Source organism: Novipirellula aureliae, from assembly GCF_007860185.1.
GTDB lineage: Bacteria > Planctomycetota > Planctomycetia > Pirellulales > Pirellulaceae > Novipirellula_A > Novipirellula_A aureliae.
This window is the reverse complement of the sequence record NZ_SJPY01000005.1, coordinates 232137-253671: the sequence shown is the minus strand read 5'-3', so window position 1 is coordinate 253671 and position 21535 is coordinate 232137. Positions and strand designations below refer to the sequence as shown.

General features: G+C 53.0%; 21 protein-coding genes and 10 tRNA genes. 22 read left to right on the top strand and 9 right to left on the bottom strand.

The genetic code is table 11. From position 1 onward, the window contains the following. Positions 1-69 precede the first annotated feature (69 nt). From Q31b_RS28320 to Q31b_RS15895, 4 genes are all read left to right on the top strand, one after another. Positions 70-153, top strand: a tRNA-Ser gene (locus Q31b_RS28320). 214 nt (positions 154-367) lie between these two features. Next, positions 368-438 (top strand) — tRNA-Trp (locus Q31b_RS15905). A gap of 17 nt (positions 439-455) precedes the next feature. Continuing rightward, positions 456-527: transfer RNA gene (locus tag Q31b_RS15900), tRNA-Val, on the top strand. 4 nt (positions 528-531) lie between these two features. Continuing rightward, positions 532-605 (top strand) — tRNA-Leu (locus tag Q31b_RS15895). A 25-nt stretch (positions 606-630) separates the two neighbouring features. Here the strand turns inward: Q31b_RS15895 and Q31b_RS15890 are convergent. Next, entirely contained in the window at positions 631-1482 is an 852-nt protein-coding gene (locus Q31b_RS15890; RefSeq protein WP_146600662.1) for a hypothetical protein, read from the bottom strand. 131 nt (positions 1483-1613) lie between these two features. Here Q31b_RS15890 and Q31b_RS15885 point away from each other — a divergent pair. From Q31b_RS15885 to Q31b_RS15875, 3 genes are all read left to right on the top strand, one after another. Beyond that, positions 1614-1684: transfer RNA gene (locus Q31b_RS15885), tRNA-Ala, on the top strand. Positions 1685-1764: 80 nt separating this feature from the next. Further along, a tRNA-Leu gene (locus tag Q31b_RS15880) sits at positions 1765-1836 on the top strand. Between the two features lie 92 nt (positions 1837-1928). Next, positions 1929-2002: transfer RNA gene (locus Q31b_RS15875), tRNA-Leu, on the top strand. Positions 2003-2187: 185 nt separating this feature from the next. Here Q31b_RS15875 and Q31b_RS15870 read toward each other — a convergent pair. After that, entirely contained in the window at positions 2188-2538 is a 351-nt protein-coding gene (locus tag Q31b_RS15870) for a four helix bundle protein (RefSeq protein ID WP_146600661.1), read from the bottom strand. A 58-nt stretch (positions 2539-2596) separates the two neighbouring features. On the opposite strand from Q31b_RS15870, the gene Q31b_RS15865 reads away from it, so the two are divergent. The 3 genes from Q31b_RS15865 to Q31b_RS15855 all read left to right on the top strand — a co-directional run bounded on the left by Q31b_RS15865 (position 2597) and on the right by Q31b_RS15855 (position 3887). Continuing rightward, a tRNA-Val gene (locus Q31b_RS15865) sits at positions 2597-2669 on the top strand. Between the two features lie 262 nt (positions 2670-2931). Continuing rightward, a tRNA-Arg gene (locus Q31b_RS15860) sits at positions 2932-3003 on the top strand. A gap of 71 nt (positions 3004-3074) precedes the next feature. Then, complete coding sequence (locus Q31b_RS15855) at positions 3075-3887, top strand: hypothetical protein (protein WP_146600660.1); 813 nt, start codon at positions 3075-3077, stop codon at positions 3885-3887. 494 nt (positions 3888-4381) lie between these two features. Here the strand turns inward: Q31b_RS15855 and Q31b_RS15850 are convergent, their stop codons facing one another. Then, complete coding sequence (locus Q31b_RS15850) at positions 4382-4741, bottom strand: four helix bundle protein (protein WP_146600659.1); 360 nt, start codon at positions 4739-4741, stop codon at positions 4382-4384. A 260-nt stretch (positions 4742-5001) separates the two neighbouring features. On the opposite strand from Q31b_RS15850, the gene Q31b_RS15845 reads away from it, so the two are divergent. After that, positions 5002-5199 (top strand): SEC-C metal-binding domain-containing protein, encoded by a 198-nt coding sequence (locus Q31b_RS15845; protein ID WP_146600658.1) that lies wholly within the window; start codon positions 5002-5004, stop codon positions 5197-5199. Positions 5200-5279: 80 nt separating this feature from the next. Here Q31b_RS15845 and Q31b_RS15840 read toward each other — a convergent pair whose 3' ends face one another. Continuing rightward, positions 5280-5639, bottom strand: coding sequence for a four helix bundle protein (locus Q31b_RS15840; protein ID WP_146600657.1), 360 nt, complete (start codon positions 5637-5639; stop codon positions 5280-5282). Positions 5640-5696: 57 nt separating this feature from the next. Here Q31b_RS15840 and Q31b_RS28315 point away from each other — a divergent pair. The 11 genes from Q31b_RS28315 (at position 5697) to Q31b_RS15790 (ending at position 15309) form a co-directional block, all read left to right on the top strand. Next, positions 5697-5767, top strand: a tRNA-Cys gene (locus tag Q31b_RS28315). Positions 5768-6535: 768 nt separating this feature from the next. After that, entirely contained in the window at positions 6536-6808 is a 273-nt protein-coding gene (locus tag Q31b_RS15835; RefSeq protein WP_146600656.1) for a hypothetical protein, read from the top strand. Positions 6809-7324: 516 nt separating this feature from the next. Continuing rightward, entirely contained in the window at positions 7325-9019 is a 1695-nt protein-coding gene (locus Q31b_RS15830) for a TROVE domain-containing protein (protein ID WP_146600655.1), read from the top strand. A gap of 117 nt (positions 9020-9136) precedes the next feature. Beyond that, a complete protein-coding gene (locus tag Q31b_RS15825; protein WP_146600654.1) occupies positions 9137-9703 on the top strand; it encodes an RNA 2'-phosphotransferase in 567 nt (188 codons plus the stop codon). Positions 9704-9897: 194 nt separating this feature from the next. Then, positions 9898-10161, top strand: coding sequence for a type II toxin-antitoxin system TacA family antitoxin (locus Q31b_RS15820; protein WP_231617615.1), 264 nt, complete (start codon positions 9898-9900; stop codon positions 10159-10161). Continuing rightward, positions 10158-10655 (top strand): GNAT family N-acetyltransferase, encoded by a 498-nt coding sequence (locus Q31b_RS15815; protein WP_146600652.1) that lies wholly within the window; start codon positions 10158-10160, stop codon positions 10653-10655. The genes Q31b_RS15820 and Q31b_RS15815 overlap by 4 nt, the downstream gene beginning before the upstream one ends. Before the next feature lie 9 nt (positions 10656-10664). Beyond that, on the top strand, positions 10665-11264 hold the full coding sequence (pnuC, locus tag Q31b_RS15810) for a nicotinamide riboside transporter PnuC (RefSeq protein ID WP_146600651.1): 600 nt from the start codon (positions 10665-10667) through the stop codon (positions 11262-11264). Next, the gene (locus Q31b_RS15805; RefSeq protein ID WP_146600650.1) at positions 11261-12250 is read left to right on the top strand and encodes an AAA family ATPase; all 990 of its coding nucleotides are present in this window, start codon (positions 11261-11263) and stop codon (positions 12248-12250) included. Before pnuC ends, Q31b_RS15805 begins: the two co-directional genes overlap by 4 nt. Beyond that, the gene (locus Q31b_RS15800; RefSeq protein WP_146600649.1) at positions 12250-13332 is read left to right on the top strand and encodes an ADP-ribosylglycohydrolase family protein; all 1083 of its coding nucleotides are present in this window, start codon (positions 12250-12252) and stop codon (positions 13330-13332) included. The genes Q31b_RS15805 and Q31b_RS15800 overlap by 1 nt, the downstream gene beginning before the upstream one ends. Beyond that, the gene (locus tag Q31b_RS15795; protein WP_146600648.1) at positions 13332-14222 is read left to right on the top strand and encodes a M28 family peptidase; all 891 of its coding nucleotides are present in this window, start codon (positions 13332-13334) and stop codon (positions 14220-14222) included. Before Q31b_RS15800 ends, Q31b_RS15795 begins: the two co-directional genes overlap by 1 nt. Before the next feature lie 271 nt (positions 14223-14493). After that, positions 14494-15309: a metallophosphoesterase family protein gene (locus Q31b_RS15790; protein ID WP_146600647.1), complete on the top strand. Its 816-nt coding sequence runs from the start codon at positions 14494-14496 to the stop codon at positions 15307-15309. A 6-nt stretch (positions 15310-15315) separates the two neighbouring features. Here the strand turns inward: Q31b_RS15790 and Q31b_RS15785 are convergent, their stop codons facing one another. The 5 genes from Q31b_RS15785 to Q31b_RS15765 form a co-directional block, all read right to left on the bottom strand. Then, positions 15316-15990, bottom strand: a complete 675-nt coding sequence (locus Q31b_RS15785) for a metallophosphoesterase family protein (RefSeq protein WP_197171636.1) — start codon at positions 15988-15990, stop codon at positions 15316-15318. 22 nt (positions 15991-16012) lie between these two features. Next, positions 16013-16345 carry a hypothetical protein gene (locus Q31b_RS15780; protein WP_146600645.1) on the bottom strand — a complete coding sequence of 111 codons (333 nt, stop codon included), beginning with the start codon at positions 16343-16345 and terminating at the stop codon, positions 16013-16015. 384 nt (positions 16346-16729) lie between these two features. Next, the gene (locus tag Q31b_RS15775; protein WP_146600644.1) at positions 16730-16948 is read right to left on the bottom strand and encodes an RND transporter; all 219 of its coding nucleotides are present in this window, start codon (positions 16946-16948) and stop codon (positions 16730-16732) included. A gap of 572 nt (positions 16949-17520) precedes the next feature. Beyond that, a complete protein-coding gene (locus Q31b_RS15770; RefSeq protein WP_146600643.1) occupies positions 17521-18834 on the bottom strand; it encodes an McrC family protein in 1314 nt (437 codons plus the stop codon). Further along, positions 18831-21512, bottom strand: a complete 2682-nt coding sequence (locus Q31b_RS15765; protein WP_146600642.1) for a DUF4357 domain-containing protein — start codon at positions 21510-21512, stop codon at positions 18831-18833. Before Q31b_RS15765 ends, Q31b_RS15770 begins: the two co-directional genes overlap by 4 nt. Between the last annotated feature and the right edge of the window lie 23 nt (positions 21513-21535).

Sequence of the window (21535 nt, the reverse complement as noted above, 5' to 3'; positions counted from 1 at the left end):
TAGCAATTAGCTTATTGGGGGTCAGGTTTTGCTAACCGCTAACCCGCTAAAAGCTAACTCGCTATTCCTGGAAGTCACCCGGCCGGATGAGGACACTGTCTTGAAAACAGCTGCGGTCAAAAACCGTTGTGGGTTCGAGTCCCACGGCTTCCGCTTTGTATAGCGAAATAGCGATTAGCCAGTTAGCGAGTTAGGAAGGAAATGTATTGGTCCTGGCAGAGCGGCTTCAGGCTAAATGCTAACACGCTAATTGCTAACAAGCTAACCATGGGAGCGTTTCCACACGGGAGGTTGTAACCCTTCTGCCTTTAATTGTGTGGTAGTCGGCGAGAGGTGCGATTCCTTGCGTTCCCACTTTGAAATACACACGTCTCTGGTGTAACGGTAGCACTGCTGATTCCAAACCAGTTAGTCAGGGTTCAAATCCTTGGGGACGTGCTCTTCGGATCGACAACAGTCCCGTGGTCCAACGGCGACGATGCTTGGTTCACATCCAAGAGGCGATGGTTCGATTCCATCCGGGACTATTTCGCCTAGATACGCCAACCGGCCGAGCGGCTCGACTTAAACCCGAGTGTTTGCAGGTTCGACTCCTGCTCTGGGCACTGAAACGAAAAAAGAATGCAATGCTTATTCCGACAAAGGCGGTTCGAAGCACGTATTTCCGTCTACCCAGACGCGGCCATCGGACCATAAAGAGATTTTGCAGGACTTTAGTGGATGCCCCAACCAAGCAACGAGCCGATCGAGCACCTTTCGTAGCCGCTGGGGTCGCGGAAACGGCAGTCCGCCAATTGTGGTGACTTTGTAGGATCTCGATGTCAAGTGAACAATCATGTCAACCGACGAGTGGAAATCGTCATCTTCGGCTAGTTCATACCTCAATAGCTTTTCTGATTTCCGAATAGACGCCGCCATATCTGTTGTAAGCGCCCGATGCAGCTCCTGGCGAATAGCTTCCGATTCATCGTCAGTGGAAGTCACTTCAGGATGATTGGCATCCAACCAAGCGTTCAATTCTTTCCGTTTATTCGCAAGCGGTGCCATACGTTTAGGAAGGCGTTTGAAGCTGGGTGATTTATCCACTTCGCGGTCATCGAGATCTGGAACAGTCGTTTTTCGACGCGTTAATCTCAGCAAGAAATCAGCAAAGTTAACACCCGCGACGGACGCGTTCCCCTCGCTATCGCAGTGAATGATGGCGGGCGAATTTCGAGTTTGAAACCAGAATGCCACAAAGCCCCCGTCACCCAATCTCAAAAAAGGGACGAAACGGTTTTCGGGGTCAAACCCAAGCAAGTCCGATGGCGCGGTGTATTTCACTGCGAACCAACCGCTATCTCCCAACTGTGATTGACGACACACATCAACAAACATCTTAAAGGCCGCTGGCAGGCGGAAGCCTGAAGGAACCCGACGTTCAATTCCTCGAACATTGATCTCATATTTCACGATGGCCTCCCAGCTTTGTTTTGCAGTCATTTGAGCGATGGTTAAACATCAACTAGAAATGTACTGATGCCTCCGTTCAACATCAAGGTAGGAGGTAAAACCCGCGTAATCATTGATTGCCACGAACCATTTTCATACTTCACCCTTCTAACTTCATTCATGGGGCGCTCGTCCAACGGGAAGACGTCTGTTTTGCATGCAGAAAATCGGGGTTCGATTCCCCGGTGCTCCACTTCAGTTAGCCGTTTAGCTTTTAGCCGAATCAGATTTTGCTAAACGCTAAACCGCTAACTGCTAATTCGCTTTACCAACGCTGAGGTAGGCCAACGGCGAGCCGCTTGTCTTAGGAACAAGTGCTTGCGGGTTCGACTCCCGCCCTCAGTACTTTGGTAGCAAACAGCGAATAGTCCATAGTCTTTAGAAGGAGATCTTTGGCTCTTGCTAAGGACTATCAGCTACAGACTAAAGGCTACGACGCTGTGGTACGCAAACCGGCAAAGCGGCGAATTTCAAACGTTCGTGTTTGAGGGTTCGACTCCCTCCCGCAGTACTTGACGAGTCTCGAGCAGTGAGTCTTGAGTCGCGAGGACAAGCTCAGGACTCATCGCTCAAGACTCACATCTCCATCGATGCGGGTGAGCCAGGCTCATCCGGGCCTCATAAGCCTGGACCGTCGGGTGCGACCCCCGAACCCGCTACTTTTGGCTAGCTGATTAGCAGTTAGCTTGTTAGGGACTAGCTTTTTCGGATGGACCGGATTAACGCTGCCAAAACTTTCGATGTCTCGGTCAGTTTAGTTTTCAGTTCTGGCGTTTCATCGGCAAAGCCGAGGCGGAGTGCGAGCGATGCCTGATACTCAACCTCTCGAAGTGAGCCGTATGCGATGTCTAGGAAACGAAGGAAGTCAGCTTCGCTTTGACGTCCGCATCCTTCAACGATGTTCGATGGGATCGACACCGCGGCCCGTCGCATTTGCGATGTCAGTCCGAATTGTTCTTCTCGCGGAAAACTCGACGTGAATTTGTAGATCAACAGTGCAACTTCATCCGCCAAAGTGAAGGCCCGAAGTTTCGTATGGTCTCGCATGTCTGCTTCTCCTGTTCTTTGCTAATGGCTAACTAGCTAAATGCTAACAAACTACTCCGATCGCGTGGTCCAGCGGCTAAGACGCCTGCGTGACAAGCAGGAGACCGATGGTTCGATTCCATCCGTGATCACTATTTGAGTGGTGAGTCGTCAGCGATGAGTCCTGAGGGCGATTGCTCATATCTCAGGACTCGTGACTCAAGACTATTTCGGAAGGCAGCCGGATACGGCTCGCCGGGCCGGTTTGCTACACCGTGCGACCCCTCGGGGTCATGAGGGTTCGACTCCCTCGCCTTCCGCTTTTGCTAGCCGTTTAGCGGTTAGCAAATTGGCGGATTAGCAAAGATGAGATTAGCTAACTGCTAACAAGCTCAATGCTAACCCGCTAGTCCTGGCTCGATGGTGAAACGGACATCATCTCTGGCTTCTAACCAGAAGTTCCGGGTTCGATTCCTGGTCGGGCTACTGCCGATATTCGCAGTCACGTTGGCTGCCGGCATCCATTCGCTTGTTTGACACTTTTGAAAGGCAATGTCATGAGCATGCAAAGCATCGAGCGTCAATTCACGCGGATTGGTGCTCGAGTAAACGTTCACCCGCCAATTGTTCGGCGTTGGGGAACGACTTCCGTAGAAAAAGTTTCGATCGACATCGGCAATGACGCCGAAGGCGAGTTCTTCGATATTGCGATTCAGCCGCCACAATTGGCCGAAACGCAAGTGATCGACGTCCAGCCTTCGATGCGACACCTGCTGTTGATGTCGCGACAAGACGACGGAAAGCACAAGTTCTTGTGCGGACACGACGAGCGACACTGGTTCGTTGCAGCGGTTCCCGAACGGGCAGCCGTTTCATCTGTGAAGACAGCTTTCGACGCGCTCAAGCCGGTTGCGGTGCGAGCACTCGAGAACCGTCTCGGCGTGAAGCCGCGGAAGCGGAATCGTCGACGCAATGAAGCGTTCATCCGTCAGGGCGAGTGGTTCTTCGTCCCGGTCGATAATCCGGCGTGGGTCGATGAGCGTCTCGTTCTACGCAGCGAGCCGATCGCACGTGGTGGTGGAAAACCGCACATTTGCGAAGAAGTGGTTCGACAGGGCGGACAACTGGTTTACATCAGTAACCAGCACCCGAACGGATTGACCGAGGGACAGCGACGGCGATTGATTAGTAGCGAGCCTGAACTTCGTCATCTGCACTGGGTCGCTCAACGTCGAAACCCAAGCGTGTTTGTTCGCGGGCGAGTTCGCCATCCGGATCACAAGACGATCATCTTGAACGGTTGGCACCAAGTCATGATGAACACTGAAAATGAGTCGATTGCAATGCGACATGTCGCGTTCATCGACTAACACGCGGCTCTCCACCACGGTGGCGAGCCTTTTTTAGAGTCGCGAGTCGTGAGCGATGAGTCCTGAGTATTGGCTCATAGCTCAAGACTCAAGTCTCGCGACTCTTCCAAGCCGACGTGGCTCGATGCAGAAAGGCACCGCTCTTGGCAGTGTTTCCTTTTTGGCTCGCTCATACGGGTGCCCAGTCGTCGGCTCTTGTGACTATGAATGATGAAGACAACCAAATGACTCGCGGGTGTGCTGGATAGCATGACAGTCTTCGAAACTGTCGGACGCTTGTTCGATTCCTGGGCGGGTTACTGATTAGGAGTGAGTCTTGAGCAATGAGTCTTGAGGAAGAAATCTCAGGTCTCACAACTCGAGACTCACACCTCACCTACGTTCTCGGAGTGTGCCGGATTAGCACGCGACTTTGCGAAGGTCGTAGACCAGGTTCGATTCCTGGCGAGAGCACTCGATAGTTGATAGTCCGTAGCCTTTAGTCTGTAGGGAAATCAAGAATCGCTGCGAAGCGATTTGAGGAGCCCATACGTGACCTTCGATGTTTCGACGACTTTGTCGTTGAGTCTCGTGGCGACATCGGCGGGTAGGTATTCGAGTCTAGCTGCGATGCTGAGTTGATACTCGACTTCGCGTGCGGAGGCGAACGCCATGTCGAGGAAACGGACGGAGTCCGCTTGCGATTGGCGAGCGCAACCTTCGACGATGTTGGATGCAATCGAAACGGTTGCCCGACGAAGTTGAGATGTTAGCCCGAACATTTCCTCACGCGGAAATGTCTTGGTAGCACGGTACAAGTCCAAAACCAATTCATCGGCCAACTCAAACGCTCGCAGTTTTCTGTGATCTCGCATTTCATTCCTCCAACTTCCTAGAGACTAAAGACTATCCCCTAAAGACTACCAAAACGCTGGAGCCAGATGGCTGGGCAATCCGCCCTCGGCGGATCGAAGTGGGTTCGACTCCCACCGGCGTTTCTGACTGATCGACTGCAGACTCTGATTACATCTTGAAAATGTGAACCATCTGAGTTGTCCCTTCGCCGATTGGTCTTTGCATAACACAACACTTTCACACTCAAACCGGAGTAGAACAATGCGATACGAACACCTGTATGATGACGACAACGCCCAATGCTTTCGAGCCAATGAGCAAACGTCGTAAAGGCTACCCGTCAGAAACGAAAGTCAAACGCGGAGTCCGAATCATCCAAGGCAAGCAACTCGAGGAAAAACTCGGCCGCAACGACCTGTGCCCATGCGGCAGCGGTCAGCGGTTCAAACGTTGTTGCCTACGATCGGGGCGTCTGTGATGGAGTCAATCGCGACGACTACTTTTAGAGACTGAAGACTGAAACGAGTCTTGAGGGATGAGTCCTGAGTCGTGTGAGGATCAAGTTGACGAGCGAAGTGAACGGATGAGACCAGCGAGCACCCTTGCTGTCTCATCCGCTTGATTTGCAAGTCGTTCGGCGGTCTCGCCGTTTGTGTATTCGAGCCGTCTTGCGATGGTCAGCTGATATTCGACCTCTCGAATGGATCCAAGTGCCATGTCGAGGAAACGTAGGAAATCTGCTTCGGAGTTCCGCGCACATCCTTCGACGATGTTGGATGCAATCGAAACGGAAGCTCGGCGAAGTTGCGACGTCAGACCGAACATTTCATCCCTTGGGAATGTCCTTGTTGCTGAGTAGACAGACATGACAAGCTGATCTGCTAGTTCAAACGCTCGTAGTTTTCGATGATCCCGCATACGTCACCCTTTTTTCTCAGGACTCACAACTCAAGACTCACCCCTAAATACTACCAAAACGCTGGAGCCAGATGGCTAGGCGGCCGGCTGCAACCCGGTTTAAGTGGGTTCGACTCCCACCAGCGTTTCTTGATCGACCAACTGACGAATCGGAATACATCTTTGCTAAAGAACCGTCTGATTCAAAACCTTCGCTGGCCGATCACAACACAAAGGAAGTTGCGAGTCCTGAGTCACGAGTCTCGAGTTGTTAGTTCGCTCAAGACTCACCCCTCAAGACTCAAAACTCCACAACACACGATTGACTGCCTGATTGGACTACATTACCTCGACTGTCGTGGGTTCGAATCCTACCGAAGTAGTTTGAGATGTGAGGGATGAGCAGTGAGACCTGAGTAAGAACGCTCGGGTCTCAGGACTCAAACCTCAAGTCTCTTTTCGCTTCGTAGCTCAGTTGGTAGAGCATCGAAACGTCTGATTAACAAACTTCGTCAATCGTTTTTACACAACAACCACAGAACAAGGCGACTGCCGGTTCGGAGTACATAGGTTAGAGCGCGTCGCGAGAGCGGCGAGGTCGCGGGTTCAAGTCCCGCTCGGTATCCGCAAGGAACGCCGATAGCTCAGGAAAAAGCCTCTGGCCACAAACTTCGTCGCCCACCATACACGACATTGAGAAGTTTGAAGTGAGAAGGGTGAAGTGTGAAACGAACACGACTTTCACCATTCACTCTTCACTCTTCACTGGCGTTTCCATTCCCCAATCGTCTCGAGAGACTGAACTATGCGTGTTTTACATTCCTGTTTCGCGATTACGACCGGCCGCGAGTAATCCATACTCGCGGTCCAGCAGAGAACACACATGCACAATTCATTCTTTTAACGATTGCGGAAACATGAAAACCACAACCGAAAGCCGATCCAAACCCGTGACGACCGTCGCGGCCAGGATCGCAGGCGAAGACATCAGTGGAAGTTTGAAGGGTGAAGTTAGAAGTGTGAAAGCAATCACCCAAACCTGTTTTTTTTTCAAACTTCACCCTTCACTCTTCAAACTTCTCTTGATCGCTTTCGACACACGACAGCAACAACTCGTCCGGCTTGACCGGGACAACGGCCGGTCGCTTTGGAAACAAATGCGAAAGGCTGCGAAGAAGAAAACGAAATAGAAAGCGCACACGATCGACTGCCGATTCGGAGTACATGCTTCAGGAGCCGGGTGTCGTGGGTTCGAGTCCCACCGGCGCAATTCGAGTCGTGAGAGATGAGTCGTGAGACCTGAGTAAAAACGCTCGTGTCTCAGGGTTCAAAACTCAAGACTCTTTTCAGCGCCGTAGCTCAGTGGTAGAGCACCGTAATACCCTCTGGTCACAACTTCGTCGATCGCGTTTTTTGCATCACTACTTCATTTTACGCAAATCATACGCCGCGTGCTTTCCTGCCCTAACTTCGTTGGACAGAGGCGCGCGGCAACAAGACACACTCGGCTGCCGGTTCGGAGTACATGGCAAATGACCGAAAGGTTTAGCGGGTTCGAGTCCCGTCCCGTTAGCTTTCTCGAAAGCGTCACGGGTTCTCTGACCAACACTTCGCCGAGTGAGTTTTTACTTCGCCGTAGTGGATCTTGTTAAAGATCCCCGGCTGCCAGGATGTTTGACAACATCCACTACCTGTAGGAGGTCAACATGGCCAACAAGTCTCTATTCCAAAGCATCACCAGCGTCCTGCCACGAGCGACTGTCGTCAACGAAGCAGGCGGACCAGCGTACAAGCTGTCTGCGAAGCACGCGCTTGCGCAAATGGCGGCGACCGGCACGTTCGGTAACGTCTACTACACGTCCGCGCAAAACCAACTCGACGCGATGCGAAAGCTGATCGACGAGATCGACGACAACGAGTTCCTGGCAAAGCTGGCCGTCTACTCACGTGAGCGTGCTTACATGAAGGACATGCCGGCGGCGCTCTTGGTCGTGTTGTCGACGCGAGACACCAAGCTCATGCACCAAGTCTTCGACCGAGTCGCGGATAACGGCCGCGTTCTACGCACCGTTTTCCAAATGACTCGCAGCGGACAATTCGGTCGCAAGGGTCTGTCGTCTTCGCTGCAGCGTGCGTTCCAGCGATGGCTCAACGACGCGTCAGTTGGCAAGTTGCTCTCAGCTTCGATCGGAAACGATCCAAGCCTGCGAGACGTCTTGCGAATGGCGCGTCCAACGCCAAAGGACAACGAGCGTCGAGCACTGTTCGGATGGTTGACCGACAAGCCAGTCGAGAAGTGGTCACCAGCTACGGCTGACAACCTACCATCGACGGTGCAGTCGCTGGTCGCTTACCGAGCAGCCGACACGGCCGAATCCCAAACGTTGATCGCTGGCGACTCTCTCACAACAGTTCGATGGGACTTGCTAGCCGATGCAGCCAAGGGACCGTTGGTTTGGAAGGCGATTGCCCGACAAATGGGACCGCAAGCACTGCGAATGAACCTCAATACGCTATTGCGTCACGACGTGTTCAAAGTAGCTTCGTCTCTCCGAGACGGTGGTGTCAGTCTTGGAAAGACTGACCTACGTGGAACCGACAACGCGATGATCGACTACGTGGCCGGCCGACTGGCTGACCCGGGCGCAATCGCTCGCAGCCGTCAGTTCCCGTACCAGTTCCTGGCAGCTTACATGAACGCATCGGACGAGGTTCCAAGCAAGATCAAGACTGCGCTACATGACGCGGCCGAGATTGCGTGCGGAAACGTGCCAACGCTACCCGGACCAGTCATCATCGGACTCGACGCGTCGGGTTCGATGGGGTGTGCTGTCACGGGCAACCGTGGTCGCGGTGGAACGTCGAAGATGCGATGCGTCGATGTTGCGGCACTGTTCGCAGCAGCGATCCTGCGTCGTAACCCAGACAGCGTCGTGATTCCATTCGATACGCAAGCTTACAAGGCGAAGATCGATCCAAGCGATACGATCTTGTCACTGTCAGCACGCTTGTCGAAGTACGGAGGCGGAGGAACGGACTGCTCGTTGCCATTTGTCGAAGCCAACACGCGATACGCGAAGCAAGCCTTCGCCGGCATCGTGCTGGTCAGCGACAACGAAAGCTGGATCACCTCGGGACGTCGTTACGGCTACGGCCAAAACGGTTCAACCGGAGTGATGACCCAATGGGAGAAGTTCAAGAAGACGCAGCGTGGACACGGCGTTGTCGATCCAAAGCTAGTCTGCATTGACATTCAACCCTACGGAACCAGCCAGGCACCCGAGCGAGACGACATCCTGAACATCGGCGGCTTCAGTGACGCCGTGTTCAACGTAGTCAGCTCATTCCTAGAAAACGACGCATCCCGCTTCGTCCGCGAAGTCGAATCCGTCGAACTGTAACGTGGGGTAAGCATCCTGCTTGCCAACTATCGCAAGCTAGAAGCTTACGCCACAGCCAAAACGCCCGTGGAGGAGCAATCCCCCGCGGGCTTTTTTCTTTTCGTTAGAATCAACCGCATGAAGACAGATAAGCTAATTGTATCGATCAGCAAACTATTGAGCTTAATTCTCCGGCATCAACCGGAAGTCGTTGGCTTGACTCTCGACGAAGAGGGGTGGCTAGACGTCAATGAGCTGATTGCCAACGCAAATGAACGTGGAAATCAATTGACTCTCGAACTGGTTCACGAGGTTGTCGCGACGAGTGACAAGAAACGTTTTGCGTTAAGTGAAGACGGACTTCGGATTCGAGCCAGCCAGGGGCATTCGGTTGCAGGCGTTGACTTGAAACTTGAGGAGACAACGCCACCGGCTACCCTTTGTCACGGAACGGTCGCAGCCTTCATCGAGAGCATCCGAGCGAGCGGTTTGCAAAAGCGATCTCGAAATCATGTGCATTTGTCTGCCGATGAAACGACCGCGCGCAATGTAGGATCGCGACGAGGCAAGCCGATCATCCTGCTCGTCGATGCCGCGGCAATGCATCAGGATGGTCACCGATTCTACCTTTCGGCCAACGGGATTTGGTTGGTCGAGATGGTGCCCACGAAGTACTTGACATTCCCTCGCTCGAGTATCCGATGAAATACGGATTTCTATTCCTGTTGCTGGGGATCGCGATCAGCGTAGCGACTGCGCGATCGGGAGTGGATTTGAGCAAAACACAGCGTTCCAATCCACAGCGAACATAGCCGACGCTATTGCTGTGTACGGGATTTTGCCGTACAATGGCCTCTAGCCGCTTCAGGAGAAAGATGATGCCGACTAGTAACACAAAGATGGCGAGAATTGAAACACGCGTTTCAACGGAAAAAAAACAATTGATTGAGCGAGCTGCAGCCTATCAGGGATGCAGCGTATCAGAGTTCGTGATCGCGAACGCTGAACAAGCCGCCAAGGCGGTTATCGAAGAACATGAGCAGCTCAAGCTAACGCGAGCACAAAGCCTCGCTTTAGTGGAAGTGCTGCTGTCAACGCGGCAGCCCAACAAACGACTCCGTGACGCGGCAGTTCGGCATCGTAAGGAAGTTGAGAGACGATGACCGAGTACGTTTGTGAGGCATTAAGTCGAAAGCATGATCGTAAACAGTTTGATTGCGGTGTCGAGGAGTTAAATTCGTATCTTGCTCGATCGGCAAGTCAGGACGTGAAGCGAAAAGTCGCTGCCGTTTTCGTGTTATGTCCTCAAAACGACTCAGGGAGGATCGCTGGTTTCTATACACTTTGCTCAACGTCCATTGAATTGATGGGTTTGCCAAAAGACGTGCAAAAACGATTACCTCGCTATCCCCAAGTACCCGGCGTCTTGATCGGTCGGCTAGCAAGAGATATCGATTTTCCGGGGCTAGGGACTTTGTTGTTGGCTGATGCTCTTTCTCGCTGTGTGGAAGCATCTAAGCAGATTGCGGCAAGCGTCATCGTCGTCGATGCAAAGGACGATGCCGCTCGGCAATTCCATGAAAAGTTCGGCTTTCAGATACTTCCACGGCTGCCGTCACGATTGTTCTTTTCAATGGCAACCGCCGAGAAACTGTAAAAGTACGCGATGAATTTGATAGAACTAGCCGCAACCGTGTTTGGATTTCTATGTGTCTTGCTTACGATTCGCCGGAGCGTGTGGTGTTGGCCGATCGGACTGGTGCAAGTCACGCTGTTTATTTTCGTGTTCTACGATGCAAAACTATATTCGGATTTGCTGCTACACGTCGTTTATGTTTTTCTTCAGTTCTATGGTTGGTACTGCTGGACTCGTGACGATGCAATTGACAAAACGTTGGTCGTCCAATCTTTACCGGCATCGCGGCTTGCGATTTGGATCGCAATCGTGGCGATCGGCACCGCTGGATGGGGCTGGGCAATGAGTCGCTGGACCGATGCGTCACTTCCCTATCCCGATGCTTTTACGACAGTTGCAAGCTTGGTCGCACAATTCTTGCTGGCCCGACGATACGTTCAGAACTGGGCCTTTTGGATCGCAGTCGATGTCGTCGCAATCTGGGTCTATTTTACGAAGGAACTCAATGCCACTGCGGTGCTGTATATTGCGTTTCTGATTCTAGCGAGCATCGGGTTGGCGATTTGGAAGCAGCGACTGGCGATCCAATCCTGTCCTGCATCCATGCGAACCGAAGGAGTGTCGGCGTGACGATAGGGTTGACGTTGGGGAAGTACGCACCACTCCATCGTGGGCATCAGTTGGTCATCGAGCGAGCTTGCGCAGAAAATGAACATGTGATCGTAGTGATTTACGATGCCCCGGAAGTGACTCGAATCTCGCTCGAGAAACGGGCCGGCTGGATCAAGACACTGTACCCGAATGTCGAGGTGATCTTGGCAAAGGATGGGCCGACAATCGTTGGTGATTCTCCAGAAGTCACGCGATTACACGATGCTTACTTGCAGCGATTACTTGCTGGTAGGAACATAACGCATTTTTACAGCAGTGAGTTCTACGGCGACCACGTCAGTCGTGCATTGAATGCGATTGATCGCCGAGTTGACGAAAGCCGAAGTTCAGTACCGACATCGGGTACCTCTATCCGATGCGATCCTTTTCGGTACCGCCACTTTCTAGATCCGGTGGTTTATCGTGATCTGATTACGCAAGTTGTCTTTCTTGGCGCTCCATCAACTGGGAAAACCACCCTCACATCCTACTTGGCAGAGCAGTTTAAGACCAAATGGGTTCCAGAGTACGGTCGCGAATATTGGGAAAAACATCACGTCCAGCGACGTCTTACACTGGAGCAACTAGCCGAGATCGCGGTGGGACATCGCCAGAGCGAGGATCAAATGATCGTCAATGCCAATCGCTACCTATTCATCGATACGGATGCGACGACCACTTATCAATTCTCTATGTACTACCACGACCAAGCCCATCCTACGGTTGCCAAGTGTGCTGATGAGAGTCGCGATCGCTACCAAGTTTTCTTTTTGTGCGATACTGACATTCCCTACGACAACACATGGGACCGTAGTGGCGAAGTTCACCGTGAGAACTTTCAAGAGGCGATCGAATCAGACCTGAAACGGCGAGGTATCAAATACGTTAGAATCGCTGGTCCGCTTGAACAACGAGTTAAGCGGGTGACCGAGATATTGAATGCACTCGAAATAGAAGCGATCTAGTGAAAAATAAAGCCATTGTCGGATGCCTTTTGGGAACCGCCGTCGGCGATGCCCTCGGTCTGCCTTATGAAGGCGTATCGCCAACGCGGGCACCAAAGCTGCTTGGTCCGCCGGATCGGTACCGATTCTTCTTTCGCCGCGGAATGATTTCCGACGATACCGAACACACATGCATGGCGGCTCAGTCGCTGATCGAAGCCCATGGCGATGTCGTTTTATTCGCACGTCGTTTCGCGAGTCGACTGCGATGGTGGATCCTGGCTTTGCCCGCGGGGGTCGGTAAAGCGACCGCTCGAGCGGGCATCAAACTTTGGTTGGGTGCGAAGCCTGCCAGCGCCGGAGTGTTCTCTGCGGGCAACGGGCCGGCGATGCGAGCCGCGATTTTCGGCGCGGCGATCGATGACTTGCCATACATGCTCGAATTCGTGCGTGCATCGTCACGGCTGACACATACCGACCCCAAAGCGGAGTACGGAGCGATCGCGGTGGCCTTGGCCGCCAAGCACTCTCGCGAACATCCGTCGATCGACACGAACCTTTGGCTCGAGGAAGTTGTCACTGCGGTTGGTAAAGATGCATCGGAGTTCATTGGTCTGCTTCGACAAGCGATCGACAGTGTTACGGCCGGCGACTCGACGAAGGTCTTTGCTCAGTCGCTAGGTCTTGTACGCGGCGTCACCGGCTACACCTATCACACGGTACCGGTCGCCATTCACGCTTGGCTCTCACACCCAAGAGACTTCCGCCGTGCAGTCACGACGATCATCGAGTGCGGTGGCGACGCCGACACAACCGCAGCAATCGTTGGCGGGATCGTCGGTGCCGGCGTCGGGGAAGATGGAATCCCGTCAAATTGGATCCAAGGGATAGCTGAGTATCCCCGCAGCGTTCCATGGATGCGAAACCTCGGCGAAGCGTTAGCCGTAGTGGATCTTGTTAAAGATCCCTCGCAACAAGGATCTATAACAAGATCCACTGCCAAAGTTGCAACTGTCAATCCAATTGCAGTTTTGCTTCGCAATCTGCTTTTCCTGTTCATTGTTCTTTTTCACGGCTTCCGCCGTCTTGCCCCACCATACTAATGAATGACGATCGCGACCAAATCGAAGCCAACCTACGCCTGCATGTCGATCGGCTTGCGGGATTGATCGGCGTACGCACTTTGAAGAAGCCAAAAACGATCGAAGCGACCATCGGTTATATCGAAGGTCAATGGTCCGAGATGGGATACTCGAATGAACGCGAATGCTACGACGCGATCGGCGACGAGGCGACGAATCTGATCGTCGAACAACCGGGACGCAAACGGCCCGACGAGATCGTACTACTCGGTGCCCACTACGACACCGTCTCCACCACACCAGGTGCCGACGACAACGCATCGGCCGTGGCCGTCTTGCTAGAAGTCAGCCGATTGATTCGCGAACACACGGGACGCCGAACGGCACGCTACGTCGCATTCGCTTGTGAGGAGCCTCCGTATTTCAATCTCGACTCGATGGGCAGCCAACACCACGCTCGCCAGTCACGTGTTCGTGGTGACAACATCGTTGGCATGCTTTGCCTGGAGATGGTCGGCTACTATTCTCTGCACAAGGGCTCGCAGTCCATTCCGCCAGCGATCCCTAAATGGCTGCACCGGTTCTTCCCTCAGCGAGGCAACTTCCTCGCCGCGGTCGGCAACATGCCATCATGGAAGCTCAACTGGCAATTCCGACGCGGATTCAAACGAGGAACACGGCGGATGCCATTGTTTTCGATTTGTCTTCCTGAGAAGATCAACGAGATCCGGCTCAGCGACAACAGTTCGTTTTGGGACCAAGGCTATCCGGCATTGATGCTGACCGACACCAGTTTCCTTCGCAATCCAAACTATCACCAAGCCACCGATACGCCCGAAACGCTGGACTATCCCCGCATGACCGAAGTAACCCTCGGCGTGGCTGCGGCGATGCGACGGATACTTCGATAGCTGGATCGGCAATGGGCGTCACCGCACTTTCTTCTTTTCGACCTTCACCGTTCACTCGTCAAACTTCAGTGACGCCGTGTTCAACGTTTGCCAATCGTTCCTAGAAAACGACGCATCCCGCTTCGTCCGCGATCTTCGAGTCCGTCGAACTGTAAGTCGAAAGTCGAACAAACCGAAACGCCCGCGGAGGAGCAATCCACTGCGGGCGTTTTTTGTTTGCCCTGAGGACGCTGTACTGAACCGATGCGTGGCGATAGTGTCTCAGTTGGCTATGAGAATCACATCCATCGAATCGAAACTGCTAACCGAAATCCGATTCCTCAATTCAGGACACGGGCCAGGCGACTTCTACAACGACGTCGTTCCGGTTCACCACGGCTACGTTGACGCATTGCCCCGCGGAACGTCTGCGATCGTGGTCACAGCCGATCTGCAAGGCCGCGAGACATTCGAGTCAGCCAACGGTCATCCGCTTCGGCTCCTTGGAGAAGTCATTCCAGGGATCTTGCGAGCGGATGTACGGCCAGATCTCAGCCTTCCATCAGGCGACATTGGCGTCTTGCTCGCCGGAGATTTCTACACTGTCCCAGCACTCGACAAACGTGGTGGCTCGGGCGACGTGCGGCCCGTGTGGGACGCGTTCGCCGCTGAGTTCGACTGGGTTGTCGGCGTGGCAGGAAACCACGACACGTTCGCGGACGGGTCGAACCGGCCGAGCTTCACTGGCCCGGTTCACTTCCTAGACAACGACCACGCAACGATCGGCGGCGTTTCGATCGCCGGACTGAGCGGCATTCAAGGTAACCCAAGACGCCCCTGGCGACGCACCGAAGACGACTATGTCGAGACACTTGGCATGCTCTTGTGCGAGGAGCCAGCGATCACACTCTTGCACGATGGACCGGACGTTCCAGGCAAAGGCTTCCGTGGATCACCGCGAATTCGAGAAGTCTTCGAGCAATTCGAGAACACGCTTGTTGTTCGGGGGCATTCGCATTGGCAGGAGCCTCTCGCGGAACTTTCGTGCGGAACGCAGGTTTTGAATGTGGACGCAAGAGTTGTTATTCTGACAGAGAACGAAACATGAAACCACTCATGTGACGCCATTTTCGACCTCAACGACAAACCCATTATTATTCAGTTTGGCTGCGAGGTTGCAGCATGAACAGTTGATGTACTTCGTTGCACCGCGAGTGAACATCCCATAGTTGCTGATACCTTTCTCGTCGTGCAAATGACCGAAAGCGTGAATCTTCGGCTTGATCCGTTCTTCAACGTGTCGGCGCAGTGCAGCGCAGCCGACCTGAACGAGTTCCTTTGACTCGATGTCGTGCGTGACATCCAAAACACCCTTTGGCGGTCCATGCGTGACAAGGATGTCGACATCATCGGGAACGGATTGCCAAACGAGATCAAGGTGTCCTCGTTTTTTCATATACGCCCAATCGTGAAAGCGAGGCGTGTAGGGCGAACCGAACAGTTTCAGCCCGTTCCACTGCATCGACTCATGAATCAGGAACCGAACACCGGGATACTCTTCGGCGCGGATCAATCCCTGTTCCACAGCCGTCGAATGATTTCCAGGCACGAACACCTTTGTGTCGATGTTCAACGCCGAGTACCAATCAAAGAACCGTCTCGCCTCGGGTTCATTCATCCAAGCATTTCCATGCGTCGACTCATCACCGCAATGGACCACCATATCCACATCTGGAACCTGCAATCCATGGTGCTCGTTGTGAGTGTCCGAAATGAACCAGATTTTCATGCCGTCAGTCTCCTCGCTGCGTCTATTCACCGTACTTGGCCAGAAACTTGTTGGAGATCGTCTTGAAGGAAATGCGATCATCTCCAGAGCTGCGAACCCAAACCAGCCCCTCACGTTCCGTCTTCGGATTCAAAGCACTCTTGCCTTCGGCCAACGCCAAAATCGCATCCATACTATAAGGCACACGCACCGGTAAGAACGAATCGATCTCGCAGTAAATCACTGCGTCACCATCGGCAAACTCGCCCTTTTTCGTGACGCACTTCCAACCGTCAACAACGGCCAATTCAATCATGTCCGCCCCATTGATTGGTCGTATCTCATGAACGGTGCAGATCGTGGCCAGTTTTCTCATTTGAAATTCGCGAAGAAACGATGGGCGGTTACCAACGGAGTCATTTCAAGATCAGGAGTCATAGAATTGCGATCAGGTTCACGGGTAGTAACGACTTGTCGCGATTGGCGGTACAATCGGGTGCAGGAGGATGCAAACCATTATGACGAAAAGTGGAAAAAAAACGTCGCGAAAGCATGCGATGAGCTTCGGCCAGCTTCAAAAAAAGATTTGGAAGCAGAAAAGCTTGACGAAGAAGCGTCCCGTGAAGAAACGATAAGCTGCACTTGTGTGGTGTTCGGATCCATTTCACCTGAACAGGAGTCTTGCGCTGATCACTTAGCGAGTCGCTCCGAGACTCGCAAATCCAGCGTTTCGGAGGGACTCTGCTACGAGCCTGCGGCCTTACGTCTTCATTACCATCCGCAGCACTTTCACAACCAGCAGCACCCAAGGCGTCGCATGCAGCACAAGATCGAAAATATCGATCGGTCGCCGCAGCGTCCCAGCAACGAGCATTTTGAGTTTTTCCCAAATATGCGGTTCTGGCACAAACGGAGCCAACCCCAGAGTCAAAGCCGCTACAACAAACAAAAACAACGGAGCACGGTCTAACCAGTTCATTCCGAATCTATTTTCACGTGGTGGATCTTGCCAAAGATCGCATCGTACAGGATTTGGGAATAAATTCTAGATTTCTCGCCCCGTCAAGGACGCTTTTGGACCTATTAAAGTAGCCACCAAGTGGTAACAAGCCTTTTGACGACGGTCGTTTCCCATTCGGCCGATTCTCTGAAAGGTTTTCTCGCTGGTGCGGTGTCCGGCTTGTTCGGACGTTTGCCCTGGTACTCCCATTCCAGGCGAATGTGTTGCAACGCCGAGCCAGCGTTTTTTGGCATTTGGTGGGAACTAGACGCATCCCGCTTCGTCCGCGATCTTCGAATCCGTCGAACTGTAACGTGGGGTAAGCATCCTGCTTGCCAACAATCGCAAGCTAGAAGCTTACGGCACAACCGAAACGCCCGCAGAGGAGAAATCCCCCGCGGGCGTTTGTTTTTCGGGCTGGATCAGCAACCGATATCGCTATTTCGTATTAGATGTTCATAATCGTCGTGGAAAGGTACCCGCACTCGCATCAGGTGCCGATGATGGCACGACTTGTAGCTGCAAATACTGATCAAGGAAGCCTGAACAAGCTATTGATCTCCGAACGCCATTCTATGTGCTTCGATGCGCCGCTCGTCACGAGACTGCGGATTGTCGACGCTCAACATTTGCTCGATCTGCTTCAAGTTGACAGGGCGCAAACAAACTCGGCCCAATGTTGATCCGCGAATTGGGTCAGAAACGTCTATTCTTGCTTCTTTGGCATGCAAATTTGCGGCTGGGTAAATAATGCTGCTTGTCGGATTCGCCCGCTGGCTGATCGCGTAGACAACAAGTTGATAAAGCATTTCTCGCGGCAAGGGCTTATCCCATAGGTCGCGATACTTTGCGTCCAGTATAGCGCAGAGATGTCCGTCCTTTGTCACCGCGTAATCTGGGCGGGGAGTTGGTGACTGCTTCCTCTGCGGATTAAAGTCGGGATTGTACCGCATCATATTCTTCAACCCCTGTTCATCGACGACACGGTGATCACTTAGATGCTCAGCCAGGAAGCGTGACATCAATGCCTGGAAGAACGCATTCATGTCGAACAGGAATCCTGGAAGGCGATTTGAGATTGCTTTACCTTCGAGAGTGATCCCTTCCGATTCAACTAGCAATCGGATGATCGACAATGCGGCTGTATAGCTCCTGGTAAGGCGGTTGGACTGGCGAGCGACCTGATTCATGGTTGTGGAGTTAAGTCGGATGCTTGAAACGGACTCCTCCATTAGCGACGCCAGCCGCCGTGAATCCCGTCGCAAATCCAAATTGCTCGCAAGCGATCCCGCCAATCGAAGCCCTCCGTGCAAGACTTGGTTGAACAGGGTGTCTTCAATTCGTGGATAGTGGCAGCATGGTAGCTCTGCCGTCATGAGTCCACCTTCGCGAGCGATCCAGCCGATGTCGATTTGACCGCGTGGCGACGCCAGTCGTTCGCCCCTTCGGACATAGGCTCGTTGCAAGCCACGTGAAAGTAATTCCTGCGCCTCGGTGTTCAGCTGAGCAACCAGCAAATCTTCAAACCCACATGGCTCGGCGAGATGGTTGGCATCGAAAAGCAAGTGAAGCTTACGAAACCCGTATGCATATCTAAGCAAATTCAGTAACGAGGCTCCCGGAAGCTTGGGCATTATCGTTACCGTCAAACCTCCGAGGCGTAGCCGTCCTACATGTGAAAGCGCCTTGATTTCGAGACCATTGCGAAGTTCGTTTAGTTCAAGCCTTCTCGACCGAGTCAGCGTTTCCGCGGCAGCGAAGGCAGAACTGCCGGAATCAAGGAAAAAGCCACGTAGGCACTCATGGGTTTCTGGACTTGCTGTTTCCCACTCGGAGAGCACAATCGAGTGCGCCGCGATCGTCATGGTTCTTCACCATCGACCGATCCTGAAGCATCATCATCGTCGCTCGCGTCATTCGTCTCGTCGTCGTCTTGCGATGAAATATCCGAGCTGAGTCCTGCTGCTGTCCGTTTGATATCGCTGAACGACGTCAACAAAGCTGCAACCAAGTCATCCTCGCGTCCCGCTTCGAGTAGTTCTTGGCGTATCTCTTGCTTATCGGAATCGACAAGCTCATGCCCAAGAATGTTCGCAAGTGCGGTGTAGTCCTCGTAGCAGTATTCCTCGAGTAGCGGAATGATGTCATCCCGAATTGCACGCCGTAGGACTGCGATCTCCTTGATCGGACTACCGGCTTGAAGCAAATATGAGTGGCCAATTTGCAGGTTCCTCGCATCGCGGCCTACATGCTGCCGAATGCGCTCGTTCAACGCCTCGAACCAGGCACGCAAAGGAATGCCACTTACTGTCGAATCCTTCAGGACCTTGCCGTCTGGCATGAGTTCAATGAATCCAAAGCGACGTCGAAGAGCAGCGTCAAGCAGAGAGATTGAGCGATCTGCGGTATTCATCGTCCCAATCAAAAACACATTCTTTGGAACCGTGAAGATATCCCCGCTAACAGGTAGCGTGATTCGTCTGCCGCGTTTGTCTTTCTCCAAAGTGGTCAACAATTCGCCGAACACTCGCGGAATGTCCCCGCGATTGATCTCGTCCACGATCAGGAAGAAGCTCTTGTCGGGAAATGTTTCGGCATCGCGACAGAGCTTCTTGAAAACGCCTGGGCGCAAGTCAAAGGACACTTGGCCGTTCACCGTTGTCGGCCGATAGCCTTCGAGGAAATCCTCGTATCCATACGCGGGGTGAAAGCAGCACATCCGAACGCATCCTGACTGCTCACCTTCACCCAAGATCGTTTGCTTCTCGATTTCGCTTAAGTTTGCAAACAGTTTTCCGAAATGAGAGATGGCAGCCAAATCAAATGCGGTTCTCTCAGCCCAGAAAGTTTTTCCGGTACCCGGAGGACCGTATAAAATCACCTGCGACTTGCGAGCCAATACGGATTGAATACGGCCTGCGGTCTCCTGCAGGCGAATTGGCCGAGACGGAGTGATTGCCGGAGATGTTTTGCCATTAGAGACAACAGCCCCCGATTCGTGGACCTTTTTTTCGGCCTCCACGATATTCTCGTCGTGCCTGCGAATCTCACGAACAGTTGATCGCAACCCCTCCAAGACTGGCATCTTCCACTCGTCAAGGCTCAACCATTCAACACTTCGCTGATGTGGGAACTCGAATTTAGGGTCGTATTCGTACTCCCCCGTTACGCGTCCAATACCTAACACTGTCGCGCCGTCTGACGCCAACACCCAATCGCCTTCGCTTATCGTTGCAATGAACTGTGTCAATTGCGAACAGTCCTGGCCAGCCGCGATCGCGTTCTGATTCGGATAGGCTTCCACCAGTGCTTCTTTCAGCTTCACCCGAGATTCCTTCTTGGCTTGTACCCAAGAAAGGTCGCCGAGCTGCTTCCATCCCACTGCGATGACGTTTCGCTCTTTCATCATTTCCCAATGACTAACACCATCGTCACCACCGCGAGTTCCGACACGCCAGTACTTGTGCAGACGTCCCTGAACCGCATTAAGTGACGCGGTGAATTGATTCATCCGAACGCCCACTTCGGATGCTGCCGATACGAAGCGGCCGGCGCAGATGTAGCGTCCGTCGCCCTCAGGTGGCAACTGCTGGAGTTTCAGGAGGTGGAAGTGTTGCCAATCCGGACTATGGAAATCATCAAGCTTTTCGGGGAATAGCAAGCTGAAATACTTGTGCCCCCACGCTAACTTGCTGACTTCGGGAACAACTTCGTCCATCTGATCTTGAAGCTCAGCATACTCGTCATCTGACGCATTCTCTGGCAACTGAGCAAGCAACTCAGCTCCTTCGATCAACTGATCACGATGCAAGCGAGCGGCCTCAATCGCGTCGTCGATTGAAACATCAATCGGCTTGCCGTTATCCGCGGCCATCTGCCATCGCCCGGTTTCTTTTCGTCGGAAGATCCGGAACTTCAATGCACTCCCGCCAGCGATGCTTCCAAATTGCTTGGTGTCAAATTCTTCATCGCTCTTGAACTCCAGCCAGTAGACCAAACTGTCTCGATTGCCGTGGTCATGCAAAAACTCAAGTAACGCCTCACCATCCATTCCGGCCAAGACCTGTGGCGAGAACCGCTCGGAGAACAATGAATAGGATGCATCTAGCTGATCTGCGGTATAGACCCGGCCTTCTCCCAAGAGGCTTTCACAAGTCGCAGCTAGTTCATCGCGTTTCGATTCGCTAAGCATCGTCGATCCCTCAGGTCGCGAAACTCGGCGCACCTCACTTAGCCTGCGACCATCCGCGACTTTCCAGTCGTACCAGCCGTTCGACGGGGATCCTTTCACGATAACGCCAGCACTACTTGGTGCGGCAAAACGGTGGTCTTTCATGAATCGGTACAGATCGCCGAATTCCTGAAGCACTCCCTCAGCAATCAGCTCCTCACGGATTGCTCGCACATTGGGTCGGCAAGATGACGTTACCTCCTTCCTGGCCGTCGAACCTTCTAGTACCGTGAATCCACTTTGGTCCATGACGGCAACAGCATCAGCTTCGCCAATCTTAAGGTACAACTTCTCAGGTTGTTCATTCGTCATTTTCGTATTCCAAACATGCTTCT